14 protein-coding genes are annotated in these 20,744 nt (G+C 71.1%); 4 read left to right on the top strand and 10 right to left on the bottom strand.

Annotated features, from left to right (window positions below; translation table 11 throughout):
• Positions 1–188: 188 nt before the first annotated feature.
• The 8 genes from AB0F40_RS15255 to kduI all read right to left on the bottom strand — a co-directional run bounded on the left by AB0F40_RS15255 (position 189) and on the right by kduI (position 14,076).
• A complete protein-coding gene (locus tag AB0F40_RS15255; protein WP_357468856.1) occupies positions 189–5,954 on the bottom strand; it encodes a LamG-like jellyroll fold domain-containing protein in 5,766 nt (1,921 codons plus the stop codon).
• Positions 5,955–6,117: 163 nt separating this feature from the next.
• On the bottom strand, positions 6,118–7,608 hold the full coding sequence (locus tag AB0F40_RS15250; RefSeq protein ID WP_357468854.1) for an aldehyde dehydrogenase family protein: 1,491 nt from the start codon (positions 7,606–7,608) through the stop codon (positions 6,118–6,120).
• Between the two features lie 70 nt (positions 7,609–7,678).
• On the bottom strand, positions 7,679–8,671 hold the full coding sequence (locus AB0F40_RS15245; protein WP_357468851.1) for an ABC transporter permease: 993 nt from the start codon (positions 8,669–8,671) through the stop codon (positions 7,679–7,681).
• A 2-nt stretch (positions 8,672–8,673) separates the two neighbouring features.
• Positions 8,674–10,254: a sugar ABC transporter ATP-binding protein gene (locus tag AB0F40_RS15240; RefSeq protein WP_357468848.1), complete on the bottom strand. Its 1,581-nt coding sequence runs from the start codon at positions 10,252–10,254 to the stop codon at positions 8,674–8,676.
• On the bottom strand, positions 10,251–11,264 hold the full coding sequence (locus AB0F40_RS15235) for an ABC transporter permease (RefSeq protein WP_357468866.1): 1,014 nt from the start codon (positions 11,262–11,264) through the stop codon (positions 10,251–10,253). The genes AB0F40_RS15240 and AB0F40_RS15235 overlap by 4 nt, the downstream gene beginning before the upstream one ends.
• A 2-nt stretch (positions 11,265–11,266) precedes the next feature.
• Positions 11,267–12,364 (bottom strand): sugar ABC transporter substrate-binding protein, encoded by a 1,098-nt coding sequence (locus AB0F40_RS15230; RefSeq protein ID WP_357468845.1) that lies wholly within the window; start codon positions 12,362–12,364, stop codon positions 11,267–11,269.
• Between the two features lie 81 nt (positions 12,365–12,445).
• Positions 12,446–13,183 carry an SDR family oxidoreductase gene (locus AB0F40_RS15225; RefSeq protein ID WP_357468862.1) on the bottom strand — a complete coding sequence of 246 codons (738 nt, stop codon included), beginning with the start codon at positions 13,181–13,183 and terminating at the stop codon, positions 12,446–12,448.
• Between the two features lie 74 nt (positions 13,184–13,257).
• Positions 13,258–14,076, bottom strand: a complete 819-nt coding sequence (gene kduI, locus AB0F40_RS15220) for a 5-dehydro-4-deoxy-D-glucuronate isomerase (RefSeq protein WP_357468842.1) — start codon at positions 14,074–14,076, stop codon at positions 13,258–13,260.
• Between the two features lie 176 nt (positions 14,077–14,252).
• Between kduI and AB0F40_RS15215 the strand changes: the two genes are divergently transcribed.
• Entirely contained in the window at positions 14,253–15,056 is an 804-nt protein-coding gene (locus AB0F40_RS15215) for an IclR family transcriptional regulator (RefSeq protein ID WP_357468839.1), read from the top strand.
• Between the two features lie 237 nt (positions 15,057–15,293).
• Here the strand turns inward: AB0F40_RS15215 and AB0F40_RS15210 are convergent, their stop codons facing one another.
• Entirely contained in the window at positions 15,294–16,190 is an 897-nt protein-coding gene (locus tag AB0F40_RS15210; RefSeq protein ID WP_357468836.1) for a pyridoxal-phosphate dependent enzyme, read from the bottom strand.
• 153 nt (positions 16,191–16,343) lie between these two features.
• Between AB0F40_RS15210 and AB0F40_RS15205 the strand changes: the two genes are divergently transcribed.
• Together AB0F40_RS15205 and AB0F40_RS15200 are read left to right on the top strand one after the other, a co-directional pair.
• Complete coding sequence (locus tag AB0F40_RS15205; RefSeq protein WP_357468833.1) at positions 16,344–18,194, top strand: LamG-like jellyroll fold domain-containing protein; 1,851 nt, start codon at positions 16,344–16,346, stop codon at positions 18,192–18,194.
• A gap of 104 nt (positions 18,195–18,298) precedes the next feature.
• Positions 18,299–19,147: an alpha/beta hydrolase gene (locus tag AB0F40_RS15200; RefSeq protein ID WP_357468830.1), complete on the top strand. Its 849-nt coding sequence runs from the start codon at positions 18,299–18,301 to the stop codon at positions 19,145–19,147.
• Here AB0F40_RS15200 and AB0F40_RS15195 read toward each other — a convergent pair.
• The gene (locus tag AB0F40_RS15195; protein ID WP_357468827.1) at positions 19,122–19,757 is read right to left on the bottom strand and encodes a TetR/AcrR family transcriptional regulator; all 636 of its coding nucleotides are present in this window, start codon (positions 19,755–19,757) and stop codon (positions 19,122–19,124) included. The genes AB0F40_RS15200 and AB0F40_RS15195 overlap by 26 nt on opposite strands.
• Before the next feature lie 151 nt (positions 19,758–19,908).
• On the opposite strand from AB0F40_RS15195, the gene AB0F40_RS15190 reads away from it, so the two are divergent.
• Positions 19,909–20,700: an SDR family NAD(P)-dependent oxidoreductase gene (locus AB0F40_RS15190; RefSeq protein ID WP_357468824.1), complete on the top strand. Its 792-nt coding sequence runs from the start codon at positions 19,909–19,911 to the stop codon at positions 20,698–20,700.
• Positions 20,701–20,744: the final 44 nt, after the last annotated feature.

Below are 20,744 nucleotides of genomic sequence, written 5' to 3'. Positions count from 1 at the left end.
CCACACACTTCCCCACCCCGCCCCACTTCCCTTCTTGGCCCGCGCGTGTGTCACATCCCCCCTTCGTGCCATAAGTTTCTTCGCTTTGAGCGGGCTCAAAGCGAAGAAACTTAGGCCTCGAAGAGAAGAGAGAAGCAGCGCGGCGTGGGCCCGGAGGATCCGTCCTCCGGGCCCACGCCGCGTTCCTGTTACCGCACTCTGACCGTCACCCTGGTCGAGCTTGCCAGGGCGAGCTCGCTGCCGAGATAGGACGCCGTCAGCGTCAGCTCCTTCTTCTTGGGCCTGGGCACCTCGAAGCTGGCTCGACCGTTCTCGAGGGTCCCGACGAGGGTCGAGCCGTCCTTGATCGCGACCCGCACCTCCCCGGTGACCGGGACGTCGTTCTCCGCGGTGAGCACGACGTCGATGACGGCCCGCTTGCCCGCCTTCTCCGCCGAGATCTCCATGGTGGGTACCACCTTCTCCACCACGACCCTGACCTCCGACGAGGAGGCCCGGTGGTCGGCGTCGCCCCCGTAGCGGAGGGTCAGGTCGTGCACCGCCGGCCGGAGCGAGGCGGCCGGCAGGACGAGGGTTCCCCGTCCGTCCGCGATCGTGGCCTTCCCGAGGCTCGTGTCGCCGTCGAAGAGCTCGACCTCGCCCGTCGCCGTGTCCGGCGACACCGCAACCGAGACCGTGCCCGCCGTGCCGTACGTGATGGGCAGGGCGACCCCGACCACCGCCGTCACCGCCGGCGACTTCACCGTGATGGTCACCTTTGCCGCGGCGGAGAGGTCCTCCCCGTCGTCGGCCCGGTAGGTGAAGACGTCCTTGCCGGAGAACCCGGCGTCGGAGGTGTAGGTGAAGGACCCGTCCGCCTCCAGGGTGACCTCGCCGTTGGCCGGCTGGGTGACCTCGGTGGCGGTAAGGACGTTGCTGTCCTCGTCGGTGTCGTTGGCCAGGACTCCCGGCGCCGGGACCGTCAGCGGCTCCCCACCCACGGCCGCATAGGCGTCGCTACCCGCCTCCGGAGCCGTGTTGACCGGGGGCTGCTCCCCCTCCTCCACGGTGATGGTCACCGTCGTCGCCGCAGACTGCACAGTGCCGTCGGATGCCTGGTAGGTGAAGGTGTCCGAGCCGGCGAACCCGGCGTCAGGCGTGTAGGTGAAGGATCCGTCCGCCGCCAGGTCGACCGCGCCGTTGGCGGGCTGGGTGAGCCCCGTCGCCGTCAGGTCGTCGCCGTCGGCGTCGGTGTCGTTGGCCAGGAGGCCCGGCGCCGCCACGGTCAGCGGCTCGTCCTCGACGGTGCCGTAGGCGTCGGCCGCCCCCACGGGCGCCACGTTCGCCGCCGGGCCGGCATGGAGCTGGCCCACCTGTTCGGCGGTCAGCTCGTACCCGAACATCCGGAAGTCGTCGACCAGCCCGTCCCAGCGGGCGTCTCCCCAGCTGGTGCCACCGAGGAGGTTGGTCGTCGTCTCGCCGCCCACTCCGACGTCACCGATGTCGACGGTGAAGTCGTCGCGCGTGGCCTGGAGCTCGCCGTCGAAGTAGATCTTCCCGACCGAGCCGCTCTGGGTGAACACCACGTGCGTCCACTCGTCGAGGGGCAGGTCGTTGCCCTCACCCAGCACCAGACGCTCCTGGGCGCTGCCCGGGGTGCCCGGTGCCTTGAACGTCGCAGCGAAGCCGGTGGCGCCGCTGGCCTGGGTGTTGGACTGCAGCAGGAAGAACGTGTCCGTGCTGCTGCCGATCTGCAGCAGCGGGACCCACGTGGGCAGCGCGTCCGGGCGAGCCCAGACCGAGACGCTGAACTGGTCCTCCATCCCCGCCTCGATGTTGTCGGGCAGCTCGACCTGGTTGCCCGTCGACGCGGCGCCACCGGGCAGGTCGACGCCGGCGCCGAACCGTCCGTCAGGGGTCCAGCCGGCCGCCCCGGAGAGCGTCGCCTCCCCGACCGAGGTGTCCAGGCCGCTGTTGGCCGCCGTCGTGCCCTCGCCCTCGTCGAAGGCGTAGTGGATCGGCGTCCCCTCGCCCGGCGGCGGCCGCTCGACCGTGTGCTGCACGGTCTGCGCGGAGTCGCGCCACCCGTCGTCGGCGAGGAAACGGACCTCGACGTCGTGCTCCCCCGGTGAGAGGGCGACGTCGGTGAACCGCACCGCGCCGTCGACGACGTCGACCTGCCCGCCGACGCGGGACCCGTCGACCCACAGCTCGGCGACACCCGCCGGAGCCTCGCCGGCCCCGGCCGCGATGTCTGCCGAGACCGTGACCGGCTCGGCGAACGGCGACGGGGAGGCCGGGTCCACGGTGACCGTCGTGGTCGTGGCGAGGGCGCTGCCCTCGGCGTACATGGCCGCGATGTCGGCGTCGCCGAGCGTCGAGGAGTAGACGCGGACGTCGTCCATGAGGCCGTCGTACGCCGGGTCGGGGAAGCCGTTGCGCCCCAGCCAGTTGTTGGCCGTCGGCCCGACGTCGGTCATGTCGATCGTCAGGTCGTCGCGGGACGCTATCGGCTCGCCGTTGAGATAGAGCGTGCCGGTCGCACCCTGGCGGGTGAACGCGACGTGGTTCCACTCGTCGACCGCCACGTCCTGGGTGGGTGTGGCGTAGACCCGTTCCTCCAGGGCGTCGCCCTTGGCCTTGAACGTGGCCGCGAGGCCGGTGCCACCGGGGGCGGCGTCGGTCTGCAGCTGGATCTGGAAGAAGCTGCCCGCTGCCTCGAGCCCGTCCCCGATGTGGAACAGGCCGGCCCAGCCGGACGTCGTGTCGGGCCGCACCCAGAACGAGGTGCTGAAGTTCTCCTCGCCCTGGAGCAGGTTGTCGGGCAGGTCCACCGCGTTGGCGTTGGACCCACCGGTGAGGTCGACGGCGTCGCCGTGCACGCCGTTCTCGCTCCACCCGGTGGCTCCCGTGAGCGCGGCCGCGCCGACGGACGGGTCCGTGCCGGTGTTGGCGGCGCGGGTCCCGGAGCCCTCGTCGAACTCGTAGTGCACCGGGACGTCGGAGGCGCCAGGGTCGGAGCCCACGATCACCAGGTCGTCGACCATGACGCCCGCGCCGGAGTCTCCGGCAGCGACGGTCAGATCCTCCGACCGTGCCCCGGCGACGAAGGTCCCGACGTATTTGTCGAACGACTCCTGCGACGACACGTCCGGGTCCGCCGTCAGGGTCGTCGACAGGTCACCGATCGAGAGGTCGGCGGTGCCTGGCGCGGTGCCGTCGGACCGGCTGTCGCGGGCGTAGCGCAGCGACATGCGGTACTCACGACCCGGGTCCAGCCCCTCGACCGTACGGGTCAGGCTGCCCTCGCTGCCGACGCCGAGGTGATAGCCCGTGGCACCGAGGCCGCCCTGGCTGGGCGCCGCGGCGCGAACGAGCTGGACCTCGCTGTCGACCTCCCACGGGGACATCCGGCCGTTGCCCGGCTCGACGTCCACGACCGCCGGCGGGTTGGCGGAGCGCCACTCGGCCGGGATCCGCGGGTACTCGAGCTGGTCGACCAGGTGCGGGGCGCGGGCGTCCATCTCGACCTCGGGGTCGATCTGGACGATGTCGGCCACCGACGGGGTGCCGTCCTCGTCGAAGACGAAGAGCATGTACGCACCGGGCGGGGCGTACGTGCCGTCGACCGGGGTCTCGATGGTCAGGGCGCCGTCGTTCTGGGAGAACGCCAGGTCCTGGAAGTTCTGGTCGTTGTTGAACCCGTGCGTCACCGAGCCGTTGCGGACCAGCGTGACCCGGGAGACCTGGCCGTCGGCCTGCACGTCGAACGTGCCGTCGTAGCCGACCTCCTTCGGGACGCCCGTGACCTCCGGACGTACCGCCGGTTCGTCACCGTCGAACAGGTACGCCGGGGAGTAGAACTCCACGTCCGTGTAGTTGCGTGGGCCCGGCGTACCGCCGCCGCCGACCATCAGCCGGCCGTCGGGCAGGAGCAGCGCCGTCGAGTGGTAGAGGCGGGCGTGCTCGTAGGGCACCTCGACCTCTTTCCACTCGCCGGTCTCGGGGTTCCAGATCTCGGCGGTGGTGACGTAGCCACCGTTGCCGTTGTTGTCGCGGGAACCACCGGTGACGATCACGTTGCCGTCGGGCAGCACCGTCGAGGTGGCCCAGTGCCGCTGGTACTGCATCGGCTCGGTCGCCTCGACCACCGGCGTGTCGGTACCGCCGGTGATGTCGACGGTGAAGCCGGCGCGAGCGCCGTCCGGGCCGCCGCCGTTGGCCCACCAGCCGCCACCGACCTGCAGGATCTTGCCGGGCCGGTACATCGTCGCGGTGGACGTCGCACCGACCGGGTTGCCGAGCTCGCCCTGGTCGGCGATCTCCTCGGGCAGGGCGCCCCGGAGGATCACCTCACCGTCGCCAGAGGGGTCGAGCTCGAACATCTGGGTGCCGGTGATGTTGAAGACGTTGCCGTTGCCCGGCGCGACGAACGCCCGGGGGTACCACCAGCGGTTCTCGTCGGGTCCGTTGCCGTTGCCGCCGTCGCCGTACGCCGCCGCGCTGGTGGCCCCCTCCAGGAGCTGCCAGGAGCTGCCCTCGTCGGGCGTGTAGATCTCGGGGGTCAGGACGCCCGGGCCACCGGGGCCACCCTTGAGGCTGCCGCCCTGCACGACGACGGAGCCGTCGGGCAGCGTGGTCCCAGTGGGGTACCAGCGCGGGTAGTTCATCGGGGCCTCGTTGCGCAGGCCCTGGTTCGTCGTGTAGCTGGTGACGCCGAGCGACGCGTCGTTGGGCGCGTTGCCGCCCAGACCATCGTCGCCGCCGACGGTCATCGTGGCCCGCCGGTGCGGCATCTGGACCTGCATCGAGCAGAACAGGTCGGTGTACGTCGAGTTCGTGACGACGTTGTCGCGCACGTTCGCCGTGGTGCGTGGCTCCGCGGGATCCCAGACGTCGATCTCCATCTGGCCGCCCTGGGTGACGCACGAGTTGCCGCCGAAGTCGTAGGGCGAGTCGTCGGTGCAGCCGGAGGAGACGCTGCCGAAGGACTGGACCCGGCCGTCGGAGGTCAGCGCCGCGTTGATCGGGACCAGCGGCCACGGGGTGACGCCGCTCCAGGAACCCTGCTCGGCCTTGTCGGGCGGTGAGCAGTCCGCCGGGAGGAGGCCCGCGGAGTACGCCAGGCCGTTCTTCATCTGGGTGCGGATCGGGGCCTCGGCGTACGCGGAGCCCTCGTGCCCCATCCCCGAGTACCAGGACCGGCCGGAGTCGATCTCCTGGCACCAGGTGATCGGGTGGTTCGTGCCGTTGTCGCCACCGCCGTACGACGACTCGTCGGCGTTGAGCAGGGTGCGCACGTTCGGGGCCGGGTTGACCAGCCAGTCGTACCACTCGTCGCTCCGCGTGAACTCGTCCGGGAGGCCCTGGGTCAGCGGGTGCGAGGAGTCCTCGACCACTACCCGGCCGGGGCGCACCGCGGGGTCCTCGGGGTGGCCCTCCGACACCGCGCCGACGAGCTGGGCGTAGAACGGGTTCACGTCGTGCTCGCTCTGCCCGACCGACCAGCCGGCGTAGTGCAGGCCCATGTACCCGCCGCCACCACGGATGTAGGCCTCCAGCGCGGCGCGCTGGTCCACGTTGAACAGGACGCCTCCGGTCTGAGCGAAGACCACGGCGTCCTTGGTCGCCAGGTTCTCCGTGGTGAACGCGGCGGCGTCGTCGGTCTCCTGGATGTCGACCGGCTGCGAGTACTCGGCGCCCAGGTCCGTGGCCAGGTCGCGCACGGCCTGGCGGGCCTGGACGTGGGACGCGTGGAAGTTGGGCTTGTAGAAGAGGAGGACGCGCAGCTCGCCGTCGTCGACGGAGCCGACGGCGGCCTGCGCTGGCGACGCGGTGGTGGGCGCGGCGAGCGCGACGCCGCTGCCGAGGGGTACGGCCACCGCCACGGCGGCCAGCATGGCCGCCAGGCGCGGGAGCGCTCGGTGGGGACGACGCGTGCGGCGCCGCCGGTCAGGTCTGCGTAGCAGGTTCATCGTTGAATCCCTTTTCGCACGTGGTTCATGGACATGACGGCAGCCCGGGCGGCCGGACCCCGTACGGGGCCGGCCGCCCAGACCTCACTCTGGGTTCCTGATTTCCTGGGGGTCCTCGGGGTCCTGGTTTCCGGTGTTCCGGTTCAGCGGTCGCGGCGCACGCTCACCGCAGCTCCGCGATGACCGTCTTGAGCTCGGTGTAGTCGTCCAGGCCGAACGACCCCAGCTCACGGCCCCAGCCGGACTGCTTGAAGCCGCCCCGCGGGAGGGTGACGTCGTCCGCGTGCCAGGTGTTGAGCCAGACCGTGCCGGCCTGCAGCCGGCTCCCGACCCGGTGGGCCGTGCTGAGGTCGCGCGACCAGACGCCCGCGGCCAGGCCGTAGACGGTGTTGTTGGCCGCCGCGACGACCTCGTCCTCGGTGTCGAACGGGATCGCCGTGATGACGGGCCCGAAGATCTCGTCGGTCTGGACGGCCATCCGCTCGGTGACACCGGTGATGAGGGTCGGCGCGAAGAAGTACCCGTTCTCGGCGGCCGGGTCGGGGCTGCCCGCTGCGAGCGTGGCGCCGTCGGCCACGGCGCCGCGGACGTAGCCCATGACCTTCTCGTGCTGCTCCTGCGAGACGAGCGGCCCCATCGTGGTCGCCGGGTCGAAGGCGTCACCGACCGTGATGGCCTTGGCCGCCGCGGCGACGCCCTCGATCACCTGGTCGAACACCTCGCGCTGGACGTAGAGGCGTGAGCCGTTGACGCAGCACTGGCCCTCGTTGAAGTAGCCGGCCAGGGCCGCGCCGGCGATCGCGGCGTCGAGGTCGGCGTCGGCGAAGATGATGTTCGGCGCCTTGCCGCCGAGCTCCAGCGACACCTTCTTGAGGTTCTTCGAGGCGCCGGCGGCGATCTTCTTGCCGACCTCGGTGCTGCCCGTGAAGGCGACCTTGTCGACGCCCGGGTGGTCGACCAGGGCGGCGCCGGCGTCCCCGAACCCGGGCAGGACGTTGACGACGCCGGCCGGGACGCCGGCCTCCAGCAGCAGCTCGCCGAGCCGGAGCGCGGTGAGCGGGGTCTGCTCGGCCGGCTTGAGCACGATCGTGTTGCCCGCCGTGATCGACGGGACGATCTTGAAGCAGGCCATCGTGAGCGGGAAGTTCCACGGCACGATCCCGGCGACGACACCGATGGCCTCGCGGCGGGTGTAGGCATGGAAGTCGCGGCCGGGCACCGACATCGGGATGGTCGTGCCCTCCATCTTGGTGGCCCAGCCGGCGAAGTAGCGGAACAGCTCGGCGGCCACGCCGACGTCGCCACGGGCGGACGCGAGGCTCTTTCCGTTGTCGAGGGACTCGAGCTGCGCGAACTCCTCGGCGCGCTCCTCGATCATGTCCCCGATGCGCCACAGCAGGTGCGAACGGTCGCGCGGAGTCATCCTGGACCAGGGCGAACCGTGCTCGAAGGCGTTGCGCGCGGCCGCGACCGCACGGTCGGCGTCGACCGCCGAGGCCTGGGCGACCTGGACGAGGACCTCCTCGGTCGCGGGATTCACCGTGGCGAAGGTCTGACCGTCCTTGGCGTCCACCCACTCGCCGTCGATCAGCAGCTGCTTGGGCGAGGAGAGGAACGCGGAGACGGCGGGCAGGAGATGGGAGCTCTCGGGCATGGGGAGCCTTCCGTGGTTTCGGGGTCAGGGATCGGTGGTGGGGCTGAGCTGGGGTTGAGGTCGGCGCCGGCTACTTGATGATCAGCACCTTCGATCGGTCGAGGGTGAGCGCGACGGCGGCGACGATGATCGCACCGTAGAGGATCTGTTCGTAGGCCGACGGGACGCCGACGATCGGCAGCCCGACGCGGAGCAGGGTCACCACGAGGGCCCCGGCGAGGCTGCGCCACAGCGAGCCGTGACCACCCGTGATGGCGGTGCCGCCCACGACGATGGCCGCCACCGCCGGCAGGAGCAGGTTGTCGGCCATGGTCGGGCTGCCGCTGAAGTTCCGGGAGACGAGCATGACCGCGGCCAGGCCGGCGCAGGCGCCGGACACGGTGAAGGCGGCGATCTTGACCAGGTCGACCGGCGAGCCGGCCAGCCGGGCCGCCGACTCGGAGTAGCCGGTGGCCCGGATCCAGCTCTCGAGCGGGGTGAGCCGGAGGATCAGGGAGACGACCAGGACGACGACCAGCGCGACGACGAACGACATCGGCAGCACGCCTGCGACGTAGAGCGTGATCCAGTTGGTGGCCTCCCGGTCGACCACCCGGATCGGTCCGGCGTCCGAGATGACCAGGGCGATCGCGGTGAAGATGCTCATCCCGCCGAGCGTGACGATGAACGACGGGATGCGGAACAGCACGTGAGCGATGCCCTGCAGGGCCCCGATCGCGCCGGTGGCCGCGATGAGCGCGATCATGGTGAGCCCGCCGAGATCGGGCAGCCACAGCGCGAAGAAGACCGTCGCCAGCGAGCAGAGCGCGGCGATCGACAGGTCGATACCGCCGCACAGGACCACCAGGGTGGCGCCGGCCGCGAGCACGACGAGCGGCGCCGAGGTCCGGACCGCGGCCGTGAGGCTGTTCAGCGTCAGGAAGCCGGGGTCGGCGATGGTCAGCGCCGCCAGCAGGACGACGAGCGCGATGACCGGCATGAACGACGTGAGCCGCTGACCGACGGTGGGGCGGGCCAGAGCGGCGGCGTCGGGCGCCGGCGGGGTGAGGACGGGCGTGGACATGGTCAGACCATCTCCTTGACGAGGTCGAGCGGGGTCGGCTTGCCGCCCGCGGGGGCCGCGACCTCCGTGGTCGCGCGGCCATCGCTCATCACGATGATCCGGTCGGACATGCCGATCGCCTCCTCGAGGCTGTCGGCCAGCAGCACCGTGGCCACGCCGGTGGACGCGAGCTCGCGCATCAGCCGGTACACCTCCGAGCGCGCCCCGATGTCGAGGCCACGGGTCGGGTGGTCGAGCAGCAGCAGCCGGACGTCGCCGGCCACGAGCCAGCGGGCCAGGACCACCTTCTGCTGGTTGCCGCCCGACAGTCGCTGGATAGCGGTGCCCCGGTGCGGGGTGCGGATCGAGAGCCGCTCGATCCACCGGTCCACGAGCGTCGCCTGCTTCCGTGGCCGCACCAGCGGGCCGGTGCAGCGCGACTGCTGCTTGGTGAGCGTCATGTTGTCGGCGACCGACATCGGGCCGACCATGCCCTCGGTCTTGCGCTCGGCGGGGACGTACCCCACCCCCGCCGCGCATGCCGCGCGGGTGCCGGACAGCTCGAGCTTCTCGCCGTCGAGCACCACCTCGCCTGCCGTGGTGGGCTCGGCGCCGAAGAGGGCCCGGCACACGTCCTCGCGCCCGGAGCCGTGGACGCCGACGATGCCGACGATCTCGCCGGCGTGCACGTCGAGGTCGACGTCGTGGAAGGACTTGCCGGACAGGCCACGCACCACGAGGCGGGGCCTGCGGGGCTCGTCGGACCGCCCGTCCTGGTCGGACCGCCCGGCGGCCGCGCCGTGGTAGTGGTCGTCGGCCCCGGTCGAGCCGATCATCATCCGGTGCAGCTCGGCGGGGGCCGCTCCCGCGGCGGACACCTCCCCCACCGACTGGCCACCACGCAGCACGGCGACCCGGTCACAGACGTCGAGCACCTCGTCGAGCCGGTGCGAGACGAAGACCACGGACGCGAACTCGCGCAGCCGGCGCACCTGGGTGAACAGGGTCTCGATCTCCTTCGACTCCAGCACCGACGTCGGCTCGTCGAGGATGATCACCGGCGGGTGGGACGTGCGCTCCTCGATCCGGAGCACCTTGGCGATCTCGACCATCTGCCGGTCGGCGAAGCTCAGGGTGTCCGTGCGGGCGAGCGGGTCGATGTGCGACCCGATCTTGTCGAGCTGCTCCTGCGCGAGCCTGCGCATCGTGTTCCAGCGGTAGATGCCGCGGCGGACGCCGGGCCCCTCGCTGCCGAGCACGATGTTCTCGGCGGCGGTGAGGTTGGGCACGAGCGACTGCTCCTGGAACACCATGCCGATGCCGTGGTCCGCGGCGTCGACGATGTTCCTGAGCCGCACCTGCTCCCCCCGCACCCAGATCTCGCCTGCGTCCGGCCGCACCAGTCCGACCAGCGCCTTGAGCAGCGTGGACTTGCCCGCGCCGTTCTCGCCGGCCAGGCCAAGCACCTCGTGCTGGCGCACGACCAGGTCGACGCCGTCGAGCGCCTTGACGCCCGGGTAGTGCTTGACCAGCCCGCGCACCTCGAGTGCGTGCTCGGCCGCCGGCACCCGTGGCCCGGGCTGGGTCTGCAGGTTCGTGCTCACTTGGTCACCTGGTTCCTACGACGCTGTGGGATGACGGCGGCCGCTACGGCCGCGACGACGATGAGGCCCTGCACACCGCCCTGCCAGTAGGGGCTCACGCCGACCTGGACAAGTCCGTTGGTGAGGACCGTCACGAGCAGGACCCCGACCGTGGAGTGCAGGATGCCGCCGCGGCCGCCGATGAGGAGCGTGCCGCCGACGACGGCGGCCGTGATGGCGGAGAAGTCGTAGCCCCTGCCCGCCTGGACGAGGCCGGCGCCCAGCTGGCTGGTGACCATCACGCCGGCGAGGCCGTAGAAGGCCCCCGCCATCGTGAAGACCGCCACCTTGTAGGGCGCTACGCGCACCCCGGAGAGCGCCAGGACCTCCTCGGCCCCGCCGATCGCGAACGCGTACCGGCCCAGGCGCGAGTAGCGCTGCACCAGCCAGCCCACGAGCACGCAGGCGAGGCCGATCCAGGTCAGGTAGGCCAGACCGAGGAACCGCTCGACCGCCCAGCCCTGGAGCATGGTGTCCTCGACGTTGGGCTGCACGCCCGCGAACATGAGGGTGGCCACGCCAAGACCCACGGCGGAGACACCGAGGGTCGTCATGAAGGAAGGCACCTTCAGCACGACCAGGGCCAGCCCGCTGAGGCACCCGAGCGCGGCCGCGAGGAGGACGGCCACGATGACTCCGAGGATCCCGAGGTCGTTGTCGTTGCGGTTGTTGGCGACCAGGAGGGCGACCGTGATCGCGGCCGCCCCCATGATCCCCGGGGACGAGAGGTCGATCGACCCCATCATCAGCACGAAGCTGATCCCACAGGTCACGACCGCGAGGACCGCCGCGGCGTCCAGGACGTTCTGGACGTTGGAGATCGTGCGGAAGTCGGGGCTGAGGATCGCGAAGACTCCGAAGATGACGACCAGGGCGATCGGCGGACCCGCGTCCGTGAGTGATATCCCCCGCCGAGGCTGGGGGCGCTGCGCGTGCACGACCTCGGAATCAGCGTCGGCGGGGGATGTCATGGTCACGACATCGCGCCCTGCGACCGGCTGAAGAGGTTGTCGCAGGCGAAGTCGGCCTCGCTGGTCTCCGGGGAGACGAAGTCGGCGACGTTGTCCTGCTCGATGAGGAACTGCTCGGCGTACCAGGCGCGGTCCTCCTCGGCGATGTCCTCGACGGCGAGCTCGCCGGTGGCCACGCAGTAGCCGATGGCCAGGCCGATACCGCCCTGCCAGGGCCCGTCGCTGGAGACGGTGGCCGTCATGGTGCCGTCCTGGATCGCGGTGAGCGCGTCGGGCACGGCGTCGATGCCAACCACCGCCACGTCGTCGCGGCCCGCCTGCTGCAGCGCCTCGAGCGCCCCGAGCGCCATGTCGTCGTTGGCGGCCCAGATGCCCTTGACCTCCTCGCCGTGCTTGGTGAGCAGCGTCTTGGTCAGCTCCAGGGCCTCCGCACGGGAGAAGTTGGCGGTCTGGTCGTCGAGCAGCTCGACGTCCGGGTTGGCCGCGAGCGACTCCTCGAGCCCGGCGAAGCGGTCCTTGGCGGCGGCGGTGTCCAGGGCGCCCTGCAGGGCGACGATGCCGCCCGAGCCGCCGATGGCCTCCGCCAGCGCGTCGCCGATCTGCTTGCCGGACTCCACGCCGTCGTAGGTGATGTGGGACAGCCAGGTGTCGTAGTCGGCGACGTTCAGGTCGGCCGGCTTGTTCCACTGGGTGACGAGGTAGGCGCCCGCCGCCTCGGCGCCCTCGACGATGGGCGGGGTGTCGGAGTCGCCGTTGGGCAGGATGTTCATGACCAGGCACTCGGTGTCGCCGGCGAGGAGCTGGCTGATCTGCTCCTGCTGCCGCGTCGAGTCGCCGTCGTAGGTGAGCCGCTCCTGGGTGAGGCCGACCTGCTCGGCGAAGGCGTCACCGCCGTCCAGCCATGCGGCCTCGTAGGGGTTGGACTCGTTGCGCACCTGGCCCACCAGGGTGATGTCGGAGGGTTCGCACGCGCCGGCTGCGGCGGCGTCGTCGCCCCCGGCAGCCGTTTCGGTGCAGCCCGTGAGAGTGGCGGCCGCCAGGGCGACGCCGAGGACGGCGGCCGTGTTTCTAGCGGCAGAGTGTCGAGAGGTGAACTTCATTGTCGTTTCCTCGATTTTCGTTCGATGCCAGGTGGTTCTGTGCCGCAGCGCGGCGGTAGGACTGTGGTGAGAGGGACGGTGTCAGCGGGCCATCCAGCCGCCGTCGACGGCCAGCACGTGACCGTTGACGTAGTCGGCGGCGGAGGAGCTGAGGAACACGGCGGCGCCGGCGATGTCCTCGGCGGTGCCCCAGCGGCCGGCCGGGATGCGTTCGAGGATGGAGCGTGAGCGGTCCGCGTCCGCGCGGAGCGCCGTGGTGTTGTCGGTGACCATGTAGCCCGGCGCGATGGCGTTGACCTGGACGCCGTGGGGTCCCCACTCGTTGGCCAGCGCCTTGGTCATGCCGGCGACGCCGTGCTTGCTGGCGGCGTACGACACCACGCGCAGGCCGCCCTGGAAGGACAGCAGGCTGGCGATGCTGACGATCTTGCCGTGGCCGCGTTCGACCATCGGCCGGCCGAGCTGCTGGGTGAGGAAGAAGAGCCCGTTGAGGTTGACGTCGAGCACGCGCTCCCAGGAGCCGCGGCTGACGGCGACGGAGTCCGCGCGGTCGATGATGCCCGCGTTGTTGATCACGACGTCGATCTGACGCGAGGCGTTCAGCTCGGCGCTGACCTGCTCGACCGCGTCGAGGTCGCTCACGTCCAGGTCGACGACGTCGACCTTGGCCCCGAGGTCGGCGACCAGGTCGCGGGTGGCCTCCTGGTTGCCCGGCCGGCCGAGCAGGACGACGTCCGCCCCCGACCGGGCGAGGCCGAGCGCGATCGCCTGGCCGAGGCCACGCCCCGCACCGGTCACCGCCGCGCACCTGCCGTGCAGGTCGAAGGGTGAGCGCGCCTCGGTGGCGGGCTCGGTGGTGGGCGCTGTGGTGGGATCAGCGGCCGGATAGGTGGTCACAGGTCCTCCAGCGCCACGGGGCTCAGGTCGGTGTAGGCGTTGTTCTCACCGGCCATGGCCCAGATGAAGGCGTACGACCCGGTGCCCGCTCCGGAGTGGATCGACCACGGCGGAGAGATGACGGCCTCGCGGTTTCGCAGGACGAGGTGGCGGGTGGCGCCGGGCTGGCCCATGACGTGGAAGACGCGGTCCTGCTCGTCGAGGTCGACGTAGCAGTAGATCTCGGTGCGGCGGGCGTGCAGGTGCGGCGGGAAGGTGTTCCAGACCGAACCGCTGGCGATGACCGTCACGCCGAACTGGAGGACGGAGGTCTGCAGCTCCTTGCCCCAGGCGTAACGGAAGAGGTTGCGCTCGTTGGCCGCCTCCGCCGAGCCGAGCGCTACCGGCTCCACCTCGCTGTGGCTGAGCGCCTGGGTCGGGTACGTCGCGTGGGCGGGGGCGGACACGAAGTAGAACGCTGCCTCGGCGCCGACGAAGGACACCTCGCTCCCCCGGCCGACGAAGAGGCCGTCGAGGTGCTCGAGCTCGAACTTCTCGCCGTCGACGACGACGTGGCCGGCGGCGCCGACGTTGATGACGCCGAGCTCGCGACGCTCGAGGTGGCTCTCGGTGCCCAGCACCTCGGTCCAGGCCGGTAGGCCGACCTCACCGGTGCCGGGCACGGCTCCGCCGATCACCATCCGGTCGTCATGGGTGTACGTGCCGCGGACCTCACCGCTCACGAACAGGTCTGGGACGAGGAAGTTCTCCCGCAGTTCCGCAGTTGTGGCCGTCTCCGCGCTGGACGGAGATGTCGAGTATCGAACCTGGATCATGTATCACCCTCGGTCTGTGAACTGCGTTCGTCTATGTGAACTTGCTCGACGATAGACGTGATCCGGCTCACTGGTCAAGGGGTCGAAACATGTCCACGTATGCGAACTCGGGAGTAGGGTGATAATCACCCCGGGGCGGTCCCGGTGCCCCGCAGAAGGACCAGAGGAGAGCGTTCATGCAGCTTCAGAGGGAGCTCCAGAGTGAGACGACCGGCACCAACGACGCCGGGCCGGTCAAGTCAGCGGCCCGTGCACTGGACCTGCTGGACGACATCGCGGCCAACGGCCCTGGAACCCAGCTGCAGCTCTCGACGCGCCTCAGCATCCCCAAGAGCAGCCTCCACGCGCTGCTGCGGACCATGACCGACCGGGGCTGGCTGCAGACGGACCCCACAGGGAGCGTCTACCAGCTCGGTATCCACTCGCTCGTCGTGAGCTCGGCGTACCTCGACGGCGACCCGGCGCTGGCGCGGGCCACGGCCGTGCTCGACGAGGTGGCCGCCGCCACGCAGGAGACCGTCCACCTCGGACGCCTCGACGGCGCCGACGTCATCTACACGGCCAAGCGTGAGTCGGTGCACCCGCTGCGCATGCACTCCGCCGTCGGGCGCAGGCTCCCGGCGTACGCCACCTCGCTGGGGCGCGCGCTGCTCGCCGAGATGCCGGCCGACGCCCGCCGCGACCTGGTGCCCGAGTCGATCTCCGCGATCACGCCGCGCACGACCACCGACAAGGACGCAGTGCTCGAGATCATCGACCGCGCGGCCGACCAGGGCTACGCCACCGAGAGCGAGGAGTCCTGCATGGGCGTGCGCTGCTTCGGCGTCGCGCTCCCGTTGAGCCACGACGCCGTGGACGCGATGAGCATCGCGGTGCCGATCAGCCGGCTCGGCGACGGGCGCGAGGACCTCATCATCGAGACCCTGCTCAGCGTGAAGGCCCGGCTGGCGGCCGTGCACGGGAACAGCATGGTGCGCTGAGACGGGGGTGGCGCGGAGTGGGGCGCGGGCGAGCGCATCGCGGCGCCGAACCGCAAGATCGATGTCACCGGCGGTGCCGAACCGCAAAGTGATCGTCTCCGAGGCGCCGAGCCGAAGGTTATGGGTCGATCGGACCCCTGATCGACCCATACGTTGCGGCTGAGCAACCGGCTTGACGATCAACTTGCGGCTCGGCCCGGTCCGACGCCGTGGAGGTCACCCGGCTTCGCCCGACAACTAACGCGTCAGCGACACGAAGTCCGGGCCGGTGATCACCGCCACGATCCTCGTCCCGGTGGGGAACCGCCCCCGTGCGACGAGGTCGTAGACGCCGTACATCATCTTGGCCACGTACACCCGGTCCAAGCGCACGCCGTGCCGTGCCTGGAAGTCGTCGACGAACTCGGTCAGCTCGGGCTTCGCCCTGCCGTACCCGCCGAAGTGGTAGCCGGTCTCGATCTCCCAGTTCTCGGTCACCTCGCCGAGAGCGGCACGCTGGAGCGCGGCGACGTCGTCGGACAGGAAGCTGCCGCCCTTCAACGAAGAGAAGCCGATCGCCCGCTGCCCGGTAGCGAGCCCAGCAGCAAGCCCGGCAAGCGTCCCACCAGTGCCGACGCCGCAGCAGACGACATCGAAGTCCTCGTCGATCTCACCGACCAGCTCGGCACACCCGCGCACGGCCAGGGCATTGCTGCCACCCTCGGGCACCAGGTAGAAGTCGCCGAACTCCGCTGCGAGGCGGTCAGACACGTCGGGGTCGGTCTTGCGCCGGTACGTCTGGCGGTCCAGGTACGTCAGGCGCATGCCGTGGTCGACCGCGAACCGCAGCGACGGGTTCAGCGGGTCATGCGCCTCGCCCCGGATCACGCCGATCGTCTCGAACCCGAACAGCGCGCCTGCAGCTGCCACCGCCCGGATGTGGTTGGAGTACGCGCCGCCGAACGTCAGCAGCCGCGCGGCCCCGGCAGCCTGCGCGGCTTCGAGGTTGTACTTCAGCTTGCGCCACTTGTTGCCCGGCAGATCCGGGTGGATCAGGTCGTCCCGCTTGAGCAGCACCCGCACGCCCGCCGCGTCGAGACGTTCGTCGTCGAGCACCTCGACCGGTGACGGGAGCAGCAACGCGGGCGCGGGCACGTCGGGCAGTCTGGCATGCGGCCGACAGCCAGTGCAGGTCAGCGTGCTCGGGTCACAGCACAGGCCAGCACCGCGGACGTCGGTGGTCGTATGGTCAGCCACCGTTCCACTCCGCGTCACCCCCACGCCAGCCGACCCGGCCACGATGCGACCGTGGACAACAAGCTCTCCCGCCGGTCCCTGCTCCAGGCAGCAGCGACCGCCCCGATCCTGTCAGCAGCAGCGAGCGCCGCAGCGACGCCGGCCTCCGCCGCACCGGCGTCCGCCACGCCGCACGGCGGCCGCCCGGACCCGGCCGACCCGCGATTCACGTTCGCCGTCCTGCCCGACACCCAGTACCTCCTGGACGACGGCGGCTCCGACCCCGAGCCGGTGCGCGCCACGCTGCGCCACCTCGTGCGTGAGCAGGCCCGGGACAACATCGTCTTCATGGCCCACCTCGGCGACGTGACCGAGCACGGCACGGTGACCGAGATGCACGCGGCGAGCCGCGCCTTCGACGCCGCCGGCCGGCTGCCGTACAGCGTGCTGGCCGGCAACCACGACGTCGGCGGCGACGACCAGCGGGGCGACACGCCGTACCTGCGCACCTTCGGGCCGCAGCGGTTCTCCCGGATGAAGACCTACGGCGGCTCCTCCCCCGACGGGTACAACAGCTACCACGTGGTCCGCGGCGGCGGACGGGAGTGGCTGGTCCTGGCGCTGGACTGGCGGGCGTCCGACGCCGGGCTCACGTGGGCCCAGGGCGTGCTCGACGAGCACCCGCTCCCCGCGGTCCTGACGACCCACGACATCGTCTGGGCCGAGGGCGACGGCCAGGCGCAGCTGTCCGACAACGGGAAGCGCCTCTGGGACCGCCTGATCAAGGGCAACGACCAGATCTTCCTCGCGCTCGGCGGGCACTACTGGCCCTCCGGCCGCACGACGATGACCAACGACGCCGGCAACCCGGTGCACCTGCACATCACGAACTATCAGGACCGCTACTACGGCGGCGCGGGCATGGTGCGGTACTACTCGTTCGACCTGGCCCGCGGCGTGATCGACGTCGAGACGTTCTCGCCCTGGCTCCTGGAGAAGCGGGACCCGACGCCCCTGGAGTCGGAGCACGTCGAGCTCAGCGGGGATGTCGACCGGTTCACCGTCGAGATCGACTTCGACGAGCGCTTCGCCGCGTTCGCACCGCCGGTCCTGCCGGTACCGCTCGCGCCGTCGGCCGTCATGCCGCGGGGCACCGTCGCGTACTGGCGGTTCGACGAGGCGGGGCTCGCCACCGCGGGAGCCGACGGCGCCCCGGTCGCGCCGGGCACCGTGGCCCGCGACCTCACGGGTAACGGCAACGACCTCACCTCCGAGCTCCTGCACGCGAGCGCCCCGGAGGCGCTGACCTGGTCGGACGAGCACCACGACGCCCAGCCGGCCCACGCGAGCCTGCGGTTCGACGGCGGCAAGGGACCCGACCGGGGCGCTGTGCTGCGGACCGGCCCCGACGCGCCGGTCAACAGCGCGACATTCGAGTCCGGCTACACGATCGAGACGTTCCTCAAGCTGCCGGAACCGTTTGAGGGCGACCACTCCTGGATGGGCATCCTCAGCTGGGAGGGGCGCGCCGGCGACGCGGGCAAGCACAGCGGATGGTCCGACGACGAGCCGACGTGCAGCCTGAACCTGTCGGGCGAGCGGTTCCTGCAGTTCGTCGTCTATCCCGTGCCGGTCGACGCCGACCCCACCTCGTGGAGCCACGCGATCCCGGTCGGCCGCTGGATGCACGTCGCCCTCGTCAACGACGGCCGGCACACGGTGATGTACGTCGACGGCTCGAAGATCGTGCGCAACGCGGCCGAGGAGTCGCGGGGCATCTCCACGCTCGGCAAGCCGTTCGCCGTCGGCGGCACCCAGTCCGCCGAACGGTACGGGCAGGGCTTCTACGGGTGGATCGGCGACACCAGGATCGTCTCCCGCGCCCTGCGGCCCGAGCAGTTCCTCACGGCACGGGGCAAGTGACACGACCATGAAGGTGGGCCCTGGTGTCTTCCAGGGCCCACCTCGGTCCGCAGGCCTACCGGAAGGCTTGGCGGCGACGGCCGAGGACGGCGGAAGATGAAGGCATGGCAGCGTTACGACGCGCGGTGCGGACGGCGGCACTGACGGCCGGCATCCTTGCGGGGGTCGCCAGCCTGGCGGTCGGCGCCGCCTGGCTCGGTCAGGACGAGCTCGTGTACCACCCCGACCGCTCGTCGCCGGGCCCCGCGGCGTCGACGCTCGACGGCGGCGTCGACGTCACGCTGGTCACCGCCGACGGGCTCGACCTAGCGGCCTGGTTCGTCCCGCCGGCGCCCGAGGTGCGCGACCGTGAGGTCGCCGTCCTGGTCGCGCCAGGCAACGGCGGCAACCGGCTCGGGCGTGCCGGACTTGCCGAGCTGCTCACGGAGCGCGGTTTCGCGGTCCTCCTGCTGGACTATCGCGGCTATGGCGGGAACCCCGGCCGGCCGTCCGAGGCCGGGCTCGCTCTCGACGCGCGGGCTGCCCAGCGGGCACTGGCCGAGCGGGGCTACCCGCCCGAGCGGACCATCTACTTCGGCGAGTCGCTCGGCGCCGGGGTCGTCGCCGCGCTCCAGGCCGAGGCGCCGCCCGCAGGCTTCCTCCTGCGCTCACCGTTCACCTCCCTCGCCGACCTCGGCGCGCACCACTACCCCGTCCTGCCCGTCGAGACGCTGCTGCGGGACCGGTACGCGGTCCTCGACCACGTGGCCGCTACGCAGGTCCCGGTCACCGTCGTGCACGGCGGCCGCGACGACATCGTGCCGCCGGCACAGAGCGAGGCCGTGGCACGCGCCGCACCACGGCTGGTCGAGCACGTAGTGCTCCCGGGCGCCGGGCACAACGACGCGGTCATGTTCGGGCCGAAGATCGCAGAGGCAGTCGTCCGGCTCACGGAGCACGCCGTGGGCCGCTGAGACGCGAACCGCCCAGCGCGCCCAGCAGCGTCCTGACCAGCAGCTCGACCCGCGCGTCGAGGTCATCGACCGGCGCGTCCACCGCCCCGGTCAACGCAGGGGAGCCACCGGGCAGCTCGTGGACCTCGTGCAGGAGCGCGACATAGAGACGCCGGCACCAGGCCGGGTCGTCGACGGTGATCTCGCCCGCCGCATGGAGCCGGGCGAACAGCCGCTCCAGCCCGTCCTGGATCTCGGGGTCCGACGCGGGGGTGCCGGAGCCATGTTCTGCGGGAGTGAGACTGATGACGAAGGGATGGCTGACCTTCAGCTCGAAGGCGATCTCGGTGAGGCGGTACAGGCCCACCAGTGGCGGGCCGTTCGTCACTCGCGCCTGGTCGAAGGCGCTCCTGTAGCGGGCGTTGAGATCACCGACCAGCGCCGCGACCAGCGACTGCCGGGACGGGAAGTGCCGGTGCACCGTCGCCCTGCCCAGCCCTGCGGCCCCCGCGATCTGCTCCATCGAGGCGCCCGGGTCGCCGGCGAGCACGCGCTGCGCCGCGTCGAGGATCCGGACGATGCTCTGCTGCGCGTCCGCTCGTACCGGTCTGGACCGGACGTCCTCGCTCATCACGCATCGCCTCCCGCGCTCATGCTATCCGAGCCGGACGCGCGGCCGTCCCGGGACTATCTGAGACTCCTGTGTCTTAGTTATTGACACGCCCAGGACACCCGTGATCCAGTTAGCCCATCGGAAGCCACCCCACGAACGGGAGAACATGATGGATATCGGCCTTGCAGGCAAGCGCGTCCTGGTCACCGGAGCGAGCAGAGGGATCGGCCTCGCCACCGTCCAGGCGTTTCTCGCGGAGGGCGCAGCGGTCACCGCCGTCTCCCGGCGCAGCACCCCGGAGCTCGAGGCGACCGGCGCCACGTTCCTCGCCGCGGACCTCTCCACGCCCGACGGGCCTCAGCGCATGGTCGAGACCGCCCTCGCGGACGATCCCCGGCTCGACGTGCTGGTCAACAACGCCGGAGGCGGGGTGCTGCCCGACGGCGTGCTCGCCGACCCGTTCGGCGGTGACGACGCCGTCTGGGAGCAGACTCTCGCCCTGAACTTCTTCAGCGCCGTGCGGACCACGCGTGCCGCCCTACCCGCGCTGAAGAGAGCGCGCGGGTCGGTGGTGAACGTCGGCTCCGACTCGGCGCTGATGCCGCACCGGGCGCCGCTGTCCTACGCCACGGCGAAAGCGGCGATCAACGCGTTCTCCCGGGGGCTGGCCGAGCAGGTCGGCGGCGAGGGCGTGCGCGTCAACGTCGTCACCCCTGGTGCGACACGTACGTCTCTCCTGACCCGGGAAGACGGCGTCACCGGCCAGGTGGCCGCCGCCATGGGCGTGAGCCACGCCGCCGTGCTGGAGGGCTTTCCCGAACAGAACGGCATGGTGACCGGCCAGCTGATCGAGCCGTCCGAGATCGCCCGCGTGATCCTGCTGCTGTCCTCCCCCACGCTGCCCAGTGCCGTCGGGTCCAACTGGGCGCTGCACGGCGGTTCGCTCAAGGCGCCCGCCTGAGCGGAGTACCCCGCCGGCTGTGAGCACGCCCCCGATCGCGGGAC

This window comes from Promicromonospora sp. NPDC023987, from assembly GCF_040639055.1.
Classification (GTDB): Bacteria; Actinomycetota; Actinomycetes; order Actinomycetales; family Cellulomonadaceae; genus Promicromonospora.
The sequence above is the reverse complement of the archived record's forward strand: the minus strand, read 5'-3'. Positions and strand labels throughout refer to the sequence as shown.